Origin of the sequence: Geitlerinema sp. PCC 9228 (assembly GCF_001870905.1) — a bacterium.
Lineage (GTDB): Bacteria > Cyanobacteriota > Cyanobacteriia > Cyanobacteriales > PCC-9228 > PCC-9228.
The window spans coordinates 290-547 of sequence record NZ_LNDC01000202.1 but is presented as its reverse complement, the minus strand read 5'-3'; the positions used below and the strand labels follow the sequence as shown (position 1 = coordinate 547).

Genomic DNA, 258 nt, shown 5'->3' with positions numbered 1-258 from the left:
GAGGAGGAACAACGTATGCCCTATATTACCAGTATTGAACGCCGTGGGATGGAACGGGGAAAAGAAGAAGGCAGGCAGGAAGGTTTGGAAAGAGGTCTGGAAGAAGGCAGGCAAGAAGGCAGGCAAGAAGGCAGGCAAGAAGGCAGGCAAGAAGGTCGCTTGCAAACAGCTAAAGAAGATCTTCTAGAAATTTTGCAAGTTCGTTTTGAAGAAGTTCCCACCGAATATAATCAGCGTTTGCAAAATATTGACGATGTA

General features: G+C 46.1%; 1 pseudogene. It reads left to right on the top strand.

What is annotated here, in order from left to right:
• Positions 1–15 precede the first annotated feature (15 nt).
• A pseudogene (locus AS151_RS20280) lies at positions 16–258 on the top strand (transposase); the annotation flags it as partial.